This window comes from Streptomyces sp. NPDC025806, assembly GCF_055558275.1.
In genome coordinates this window covers 229224-236733 of the sequence record NZ_JBVHMU010000013.1, presented here as the reverse complement: position 1 = coordinate 236733, position 7510 = coordinate 229224, and the positions used below count along the sequence as shown (strand labels likewise).

Below are 7510 nucleotides of genomic sequence, written 5' to 3'. Positions count from 1 at the left end.
ATCTACGAGGGCGAAGTCCGCTACGCCCGCGACGCGTTCGAGGGCCTGCGCCTGATGGACGCCCTCATCGCGGTCAAGCGCGGCGTCCCCGGAGCGACGCTGCCCGAGCTGAAGCAGCGCCGTGTGCCCAAGCGTGAAGTGACCCTCGACGAGCCGGAGAACATCGGCCGCTCCGACGTCGCCGTCGACAACCCGGTCCCCACCCCGCCCTTCTGGGGCACCCGTGTCATCAAGGGCATCCCGCTCAAGGACTACGCCTCCTGGCTCGACGAGGGCGCCCTGTTCAAGGGCCAGTGGGGGCTCAAGCAGGCCCGCACCGGTGGGCCCTCGTACGAGGAGCTCGTGGAGACCGAGGGCCGGCCGCGGCTGCGTGGTCTGCTCGACCAGCTCCAGACGAAGAACCAGCTGGAAGCCGCCGTGGTCTACGGCTACTTCCCGTGCGTGTCCAAGGGCGACGACCTGATCATCCTGGACGACGAGGGCAACGAGCGGACCCGGTTCACGTTCCCGCGCCAGCGCCGTGGCCGCCGGCTGTGCCTGGCGGACTTCTTCCGCCCGGAGGAGTCCGGCGAGACCGACGTCGTCGGCCTCCAGGTCGTCACCATGGGCTCGAAGATCGGCGAGGCCACGGCCGAGCTGTTCGCCTCCGACTCCTACCGCGACTACCTCGAACTGCACGGCCTGTCCGTCCAGTTGGCCGAGGCCCTCGCCGAGTACTGGCACGCCCGCGTCCGCGCCGAGCTCGGCATCTCGGGCAGCGATCCGTCCGCGATGGCCGGCATGTTCCGCACCGAGTACCAGGGCTGCCGCTACTCGCTGGGCTATCCGGCCTGCCCCGACCTGGAGGACCGGGCCAAGATCGCCGAGCTCCTGGAGCCCGAGCGCATCGGCGTCCACCTCAGCGAGGAGTTCCAGCTCCACCCCGAGCAGTCCACCGACGCCATCGTCATCCACCACCCCGAGGCGAAGTACTTCAACGCTCGATAAGCGCAGTACTCAGACGCGCGACAGCCGGGTCCGACGTACACTTGTCGGTCCAGCGCAGGCCGGTCGCCCTTCCGCTCAGGAAGGGAGACCGGCCTCTTCGTCCCTCATGGAGGTGTGCCTAGATGACCAGCACGGTCCCCGCACTCGGTACCCGAACGGCCGAAGGGTCCGCCCTCCAGGCCGTCCTCCTCGACATGGACGGGACCCTCGTCGACACCGAAGGCTTCTGGTGGGACGCCGAGGTCACGGTGTTCGCCGCGCTCGGCCACACCCTCGACGAGGCCTGGCGGCACGTCGTGGTCGGTGGGCCCATGACCCGCAGCGCGGGCTTCCTCATCGAGGCCACCGGCGCCGACATCACCCTGCCCGAGCTGACCGTGCTCCTCAACGACGGCTTCGAAGAGCGCATCAGCCGGTCTCTGCCGCTGATGCCGGGCGCCGCGAGACTCCTGGCCGAACTCGCCGCGCACCGTGTGCCCACCGCGCTCGTGTCCGCCTCCCACCGCCGCATCATCGACCGGGTCCTGCACTCCCTCGGCAAGCAGAACTTCCGGCTCACCGTCGCCGGGGACGAGGTCGAGCGCACCAAGCCGCACCCCGACCCCTACCTCGTCGCCGCCGCGGGCCTCGGCGCCGACCCGCGCCGCTGCGCCGTCATCGAGGACACCGCGACCGGAGTCGCCGCGGCCGAGGCCGCCGGCTGCCACGTCGTCGCCGTACCGTCCGTCGCCCCCATCGAGGCGGCCCCCCGGCGCACCGTCGTCCGCTCCCTCGAACACGTCAACCTGCCTTTCCTGCACGGGCTGATGACGCCCTGAAGGCAACTGACCGGTAATCGGCGCGGCCGTCCCGCGAGGCGGCGTGAAGTCGCCGTCGCGGCCGAATGGGAACCCCCGCCGATCAAGTTGAACATGTGACCTTTCCCACTCGGCGGGGGGTCGACAGTGCCGGACCCGGGTCTCGGAGGGGCCCCTTCCGCCCTCGATGGCCTCACCTTGTGTCCCGATTGGTCGCCCCCTGCGACGAACCTTCCCCCTCAGGTGTTTCGGTGCGTCCACACCCGGTTTCGGAGCGTGATGGGCCGCCCTCTCCAGCGCCTGCGATGTCCCTCCGCGAGCCCATTAGTGTCGTCGCGAGAACATCGCCGCAAACCCTCCCGCCGACGCGCGCGCACCACCCCCGCCCGCGCGGGCCACGGGAACCAACAGCTCTGGAGAAGTACGAGCATGAACCGCAAGACTTTGGTGCTGCCGGCCGTGATCGGTCTGCTCGCTCCGGTGCTCGCCGCGTGCGGCGGGTCCGACGGCGGATCGTCGGACGGCAACGCGATCGTCGTGGGCACCACCGACCGGTTCACCGCCTCCAAGGACGCCCCGGCCCCCTTCGACCCGGCCTACGCCTACGACGCCGGGTCCTGGAACCTGCTGCGCCAGACCGTGCAGACGCTCATGGCCATGCCCCGCAGCGGCAGCGGCGAGCCCGTCCCCGAGGCCGCCGAGAGCTGCATCTTCTCCGACACCGGCAGCGAGCGGTACGCGTGCAAGCTGCGCAAGGACCTCAAGTTCGCCGACGGCACCCCCGTCACCGCGACCGATGTGAAGTACTCCATCGACCGCGTCCGCAAGATCGAGAGCGACAGCGGCTCCTGGAGCCTGCTCTCCACGATCGACACGATCGAGACGCAGGGCACCCGGGACGTCATCTTCCACCTCAACACCCCGGACGCCACCTTCCCGTACAAGCTGGCCACCCCCACCGCGGGCATCGTCAACCCCGACGACTACCCCAAGGACAGCCTGCGCAACGGCTTCGAGGTGGACGGCTCCGGCCCCTACACCCTCAAGGCCGAGGTCAAGGACAACGCCGTCGTCAAGACCGTCTTCACCAAGAACCCCCACTACAAGGGTGAGCTGAAGCCGAAGAACGACAAGGTCGAGCTGCGCTCCTTCGCCGACGCCGACACCATGGGCAAGGCCCTCGACAAGGGCGACGTCGACCTGATGACGCGCACCCTGTCCCCGGAGCAGATCAAGTCCTACGGCGACAACCCGCCGAAGAACGTGAACCTGGTCGAGATGCCCGGCATGGAAATCCGCTACCTCGGCTTCAACACCGCCGCCCCGACCGTCCGGGACAAGGCCGTCCGCCAGGCGATGGCCCAGGTCGTCGACCGCGGCGAGATCATCGCCGGCGTCTACGGCACCACCGCCCAGCCGCTCTACTCCCTGGTCCCGGTCGGCATCACCGGCCACCAGAACTCCTTCTCCAACAAGTACGGGGACCCCGACGTCGCCAAGGCCACGTCGACCCTGCGCCGCGCGAACATCACCACCCCGGTGAAGCTCACGCTGCACTACACGACGGACCACTACGGGGCCGCCACCCAGAAGGAGTTCGAGATCCTGAAGAAGCAGCTCGACGCGAGCGGCCTCTTCAAGGTCTCCATCAAGGGCGACCCCTGGGAGACCTTCCGCCCCGCCGAGCTCAAGGGCAAGTACGACGTCTACGGCCTCGGCTGGTTCCCCGACTTCCCCGACGCGGACAACTTCCTCGCGCCGTTCCTCGACAAGGGCAACTTCCTCAACTCGCCCTACTCCGACAGCGACATCCGCGGCCGGCTGATCCCGGCCGAGCGCCGCGAGGCCGACCGGCTCACCGCCACCGACAGCATCGAGCGGATCCAGGACATCGTCGCCGACGACGTGCCCGTGCTCCCGCTGTGGCAGGGCAAGCAGTACGTCGCCGCGCGCGACGACATCACCGGTGTGGAGTGGGCACTGTCCGCTTCCTCCGTCCTCCAGCTGTGGGAGCTCGGCCGCGGCGTCAGCGGCTGAGCATCCGCCTGATGGGGCCGGTCCCGACGCCGCGGCCGGCCCCGCTCTATCGCACGACCGACGACAAGGCACGTACGTGAGAATGCGCAACCAGTGGCTGGTCCCGTCCATCGGAGCGGTGCTCGCCGCAGCCCTGCTCGCCGGCTGCGGCGACGAGCAGTCGGACACCGCCGCCGACGGTGAGTCCGTCGTCATGGGGATGTCCGACGAGGTCCTCGCCACCGACCCCGCGTCCGGCTACGACCCCGGCTCGTGGCTGCTGTTCAACAACGTCTTCCAGTCGCTCCTCAGCTTCCCCAACGGCGGCACCGAGCCCGTGCCGGAAGCCGCCAAGGAATGCCACTTCAGCGACGCCGCCACCAAGGTCTACTCGTGCACCCTGCGCCCGGGGCTCAAGTTCAGCAACGGGCACGCGCTCACCTCGAAGGACGTCAAGTACTCCTTCGACCGGACGATGACCATCGACGACGACGCCGGCCCGGCGATCATGTTCCCGATGCTCGACAAGGTCGAGACCCCCGACGCGAGCACCGTCGTCTTCCGGCTCAAGTACGCCGACGCGACCTTCCCCAGCAAGATCGCCTCCGGCGCCGGCTCGATCGTCGACCACACCGAGTACCCCGCGAGCCGGCTCCGCACGGACGGCAAGGCCGTCGGCTCCGGACCGTACAAGCTGGACTCCTACGGCAAGAGCCAGGCCGTCTTCTCGGTCAACTCGTCCTACAAGGGCAACGCCAAGGTCAAGAACTCCGGCGTCACCATGAAGTTCTTCCACGGTGACCAGAAGGGCCTCAAGAAGTCCCTGCTCGACGGCGACATCGACCTCGCGTACCGCGGTCTCGCCGCCCAGGACATCGCCGACATCGAGAAGGCCGGCACCAAGGGCATCGACGTCGTCGAGGGCAACAGCGCCGAGGTCCAGCACCTCGTCTTCAACATGAAGGACCCCGTCGCCGGCAAGCTCTCGGTCCGCAAGGCCATGGCCTACCTGCTCGACCGCGACGCCCTCATCGACAAGGTCTACGACAACACGACCGCCGCCCTGTACTCGATCATCCCGGCGGGCATCACCGGTCACAACACGGCCTTCTTCGACACCTACGGCGCCCGCCCCTCCCCGGCGAAGGCGGCCCAGGCCCTGCGCGCCGACGGCATCACCGGCAAGGTCAAGATCACCCTGTGGTCCACCCCGGTCCGCTACGGCCCCGCCACGGACGCCGAGCTCAAGGCGATCGCCGGACAGCTCAACGCCAGCGGCCTGTTCGACGCCGACGTGAAGTCCGTCGAGTTGTCCCAGTACGAGCGGGACATCAAGTCCGGCAAGTACGGCGTCTACGTCAAGGGCTGGGTGCCCGACTACCCGGACCCGGACAACTTCACCCAGCCGTTCTTCGGCGACGGCAACGTCCTCGGCAACCACTACGACAACGCGACGATCACCGGGACGATCGTTCCGCAGACCGGCGCGCAGAGCGACCGCTCCTCGACCAGCGAGCAGTACGGGCAGCTCCAGGACATCGTCGCCGCGCAGCTGCCGATCCTGCCCGTCTGGCAGGCCAAGCAGTACGCCGTGACCCGCGACAACGTCTACGGCCTCGAGAACTGCCTCGACGCGTCGACCGTCTTCCGCTTCTGGGAGATCAGCAAGGGCTGAGCCCGCGTCCCGTCCCGGACACGTGTGAGGGGCGGCGGTCACCATCCCGGTGACCGCCGCCCCTCACGCGCATCCCGTTCCTGCTACTGCGCCCCGGGACGCACCAGACCGCTCTCGTACGCGTACACCGCCGCCTGCACCCGGTCGCGCAGCCCCAACTTCGTGAGCACGTGCCCGACATGCGTCTTCACGGTCGTCTCGCTGACGAAGAGGTCCGCGGCGATCTCCGCGTTCGACAGCCCGCGCGCCACCAGCTTCAGCACCTCCACCTCGCGCTCGGTGAGCGTGTGCAGGGTGTCCGGCACCGGATCCTCGCCCGACGGCAGATGGTCCGCGTACTTGTCCAGGAGGCGGCGCGTGATGCTCGGCGCCAGCATCGCCTCGCCCGCGGCGACCACCCGGATCGCCTGCACCAGCTCGTGCGCCGGCGCGTCCTTGAGCAGGAAGCCGCTCGCCCCCGCCCGCAGCGCCTCCACCACGTACTCGTCCAGGTCGAACGTCGTCAGGACCAGCACCTTCGCCGGACCGTCCCGGCCGGGTCCGGTGATCTGCCGGGTCGCCTCGACCCCGTCCATCCGCGGCATCCGGATGTCCATCAGCACCACATCGGGCTGCAGCGCCCGCACCTGGTCGAGAGCCTGGAGACCGTCGCCGGCCTCGCCGACGACCGCGATGTCCTGCTCGGCCTCGAGAATCATGCGGAAGCCCGTACGCAGCAGCGGCTGGTCATCGACCAGTAGGACGCGGATGGCCACGAAACTCTCCTTCGGTAGTCCGGGCCCATTCTGCCCTGCTAGGGCGTGCCCGACCCGGGCACCCCGACCTGCAACGGATACGGCGGGGGAGTCCCGCCGAACTCGGGACAAACCGCCTGATGGTCGCACCAGCCGCACAGTTTCGTCGGCCGCGGCCGCCACTCCCCGGACTCCGTCGCCGTCTGGATCGCGTCCCACAGCGCGTGCAGCTTGCGCTCCACCCGCTCGAGATCCGCCACGACCGGGTCGTACGTCAACACGTCACCGCTGCCCAGGTACACCAGCTGGAGCCGGCGCGGCACGACCCCCTTCAGGCGCCACACCACCAGCGCGTAGAACTTCATCTGGAACAGGGCGCCCTCCGCGTACTCGGGGCGCGGCGCCTTGCCCGTCTTGTAGTCGACGATGCGGACCTCGCCGGTCGGCGCCACGTCCACCCGGTCGATGATCCCGCGCAGCCTCAGGCCCGACGCCAGCTCCGCCTCGACGAACAGCTCCCGGTCCGCCGGCTCCAGCCGCGTCGGATCCTCCAGCGTGAACCAGCGCTCGACCAGCCGCTCCGCCTCGCCCAGCCAGCGGGTCATCCGCTCGCCCTCGGCATCGTCCGCGAACAGCTCCGCCAGCTCCGGGCGGCTCTCCCGCAGCCGGTCCCACTGACCCGGGATCAGCGACTTCGCCCGCGGCGGGGTCCGCTCCCCGGCCGGCGCGTCGAACAGTCTCTCCAGCACCGCGTGCACCAGCGTGCCCCGCGTCGCCGCCTCGCTCGGCTTCTCCGGCAGCTTGTCGATCACCCGGAACCGGTACAGCAACGGGCACTGCATGAAATCGCTCGCGCGCGACGGCGAGAGTGAGGCGGGCCGGGCGGGCTCGCGGGCGGGCTGGGCACTGGTCTCCATGACCCCCGACCTTACGGCCCGCCACTGACAGTCAGGCACCTGCGCGGTCGGCTGCGTCTTGCGTAGCGTGGACCCGGGGGAGTCGGCGCGGGCCGCCGGACACCGTCCGCATACCATCGACGCCAGAACGTCCCGCCCGGCGGCGGGAGACGCTCGAACGAGGGGACCGAGGGATCACCGTGGACGAGAGCGGCCGGCCGCAGTCGGGCACCGGCGGGACGACCCCGCCCCCGCACGCCGACACGCCCCCCGAGCCCCCGGCCGAGCCGGGCGCCCCGACGCCCGCCAACGCACCCCGGCCGCCCGCGCCGGATGACTCCCCGGCGTCCGCGGGCCCCGGTCCGGACGCCAGCGAGGCGACCCCGGATTCCCCGTCATCGGCTG

The 7510-nt window shown here is 69.9% G+C and carries 6 protein-coding genes and 1 pseudogene; 5 read left to right on the top strand and 2 right to left on the bottom strand.

The genetic code is table 11. From position 1 onward, the window contains the following. The 4 genes from ACZ4E1_RS28195 to ACZ4E1_RS28180 form a co-directional block, all read left to right on the top strand. Positions 1-987: vitamin B12 dependent-methionine synthase activation domain-containing protein (locus ACZ4E1_RS28195; RefSeq protein WP_467544365.1), on the top strand; the 987-nt coding region annotated here is incomplete at its 5' end. A 122-nt stretch (positions 988-1109) separates the two neighbouring features. Continuing rightward, entirely contained in the window at positions 1110-1805 is a 696-nt protein-coding gene (locus ACZ4E1_RS28190) for an HAD family hydrolase (protein WP_467544363.1), read from the top strand. Positions 1806-2213: 408 nt separating this feature from the next. After that, positions 2214-3821: an ABC transporter substrate-binding protein gene (locus tag ACZ4E1_RS28185; RefSeq protein WP_467544359.1), complete on the top strand. Its 1608-nt coding sequence runs from the start codon at positions 2214-2216 to the stop codon at positions 3819-3821. Positions 3822-3903: 82 nt separating this feature from the next. Beyond that, positions 3904-5475, top strand: a complete 1572-nt coding sequence (locus ACZ4E1_RS28180) for an ABC transporter substrate-binding protein (protein ID WP_467544356.1) — start codon at positions 3904-3906, stop codon at positions 5473-5475. 83 nt (positions 5476-5558) lie between these two features. Here ACZ4E1_RS28180 and ACZ4E1_RS28175 read toward each other — a convergent pair whose 3' ends face one another. Next, a complete protein-coding gene (locus ACZ4E1_RS28175; RefSeq protein WP_467544353.1) occupies positions 5559-6230 on the bottom strand; it encodes a response regulator in 672 nt (223 codons plus the stop codon). A gap of 38 nt (positions 6231-6268) precedes the next feature. Next, positions 6269-7126 (bottom strand): RecB family exonuclease, encoded by an 858-nt coding sequence (locus ACZ4E1_RS28170; protein ID WP_467544351.1) that lies wholly within the window; start codon positions 7124-7126, stop codon positions 6269-6271. A 179-nt stretch (positions 7127-7305) separates the two neighbouring features. On the opposite strand from ACZ4E1_RS28170, the pseudogene ACZ4E1_RS28165 reads away from it, so the two are divergent. Beyond that, positions 7306-7510 (top strand): annotated as a pseudogene (locus tag ACZ4E1_RS28165) (TerD family protein); the annotation flags it as partial.

Bases quoted from the DNA above. Each gene is read 5' to 3' on its own strand.
- ACZ4E1_RS28180 (WP_467544356.1), top strand. From the start codon at position 3,904: ATGCGCAACCAGTGGCTGGTCCCGTCCATCGGAGCGGTGCTCGCCGCA.
- ACZ4E1_RS28170 (WP_467544351.1), bottom strand. From the start codon at position 7,126: ATGGAGACCAGTGCCCAGCCCGCCCGCGAGCCCGCCCGGCCCGCCTCA.
- ACZ4E1_RS28190 (WP_467544363.1), top strand. From the start codon at position 1,110: ATGACCAGCACGGTCCCCGCACTCGGTACCCGAACGGCCGAAGGGTCC.
- ACZ4E1_RS28185 (WP_467544359.1), top strand. From the start codon at position 2,214: ATGAACCGCAAGACTTTGGTGCTGCCGGCCGTGATCGGTCTGCTCGCT.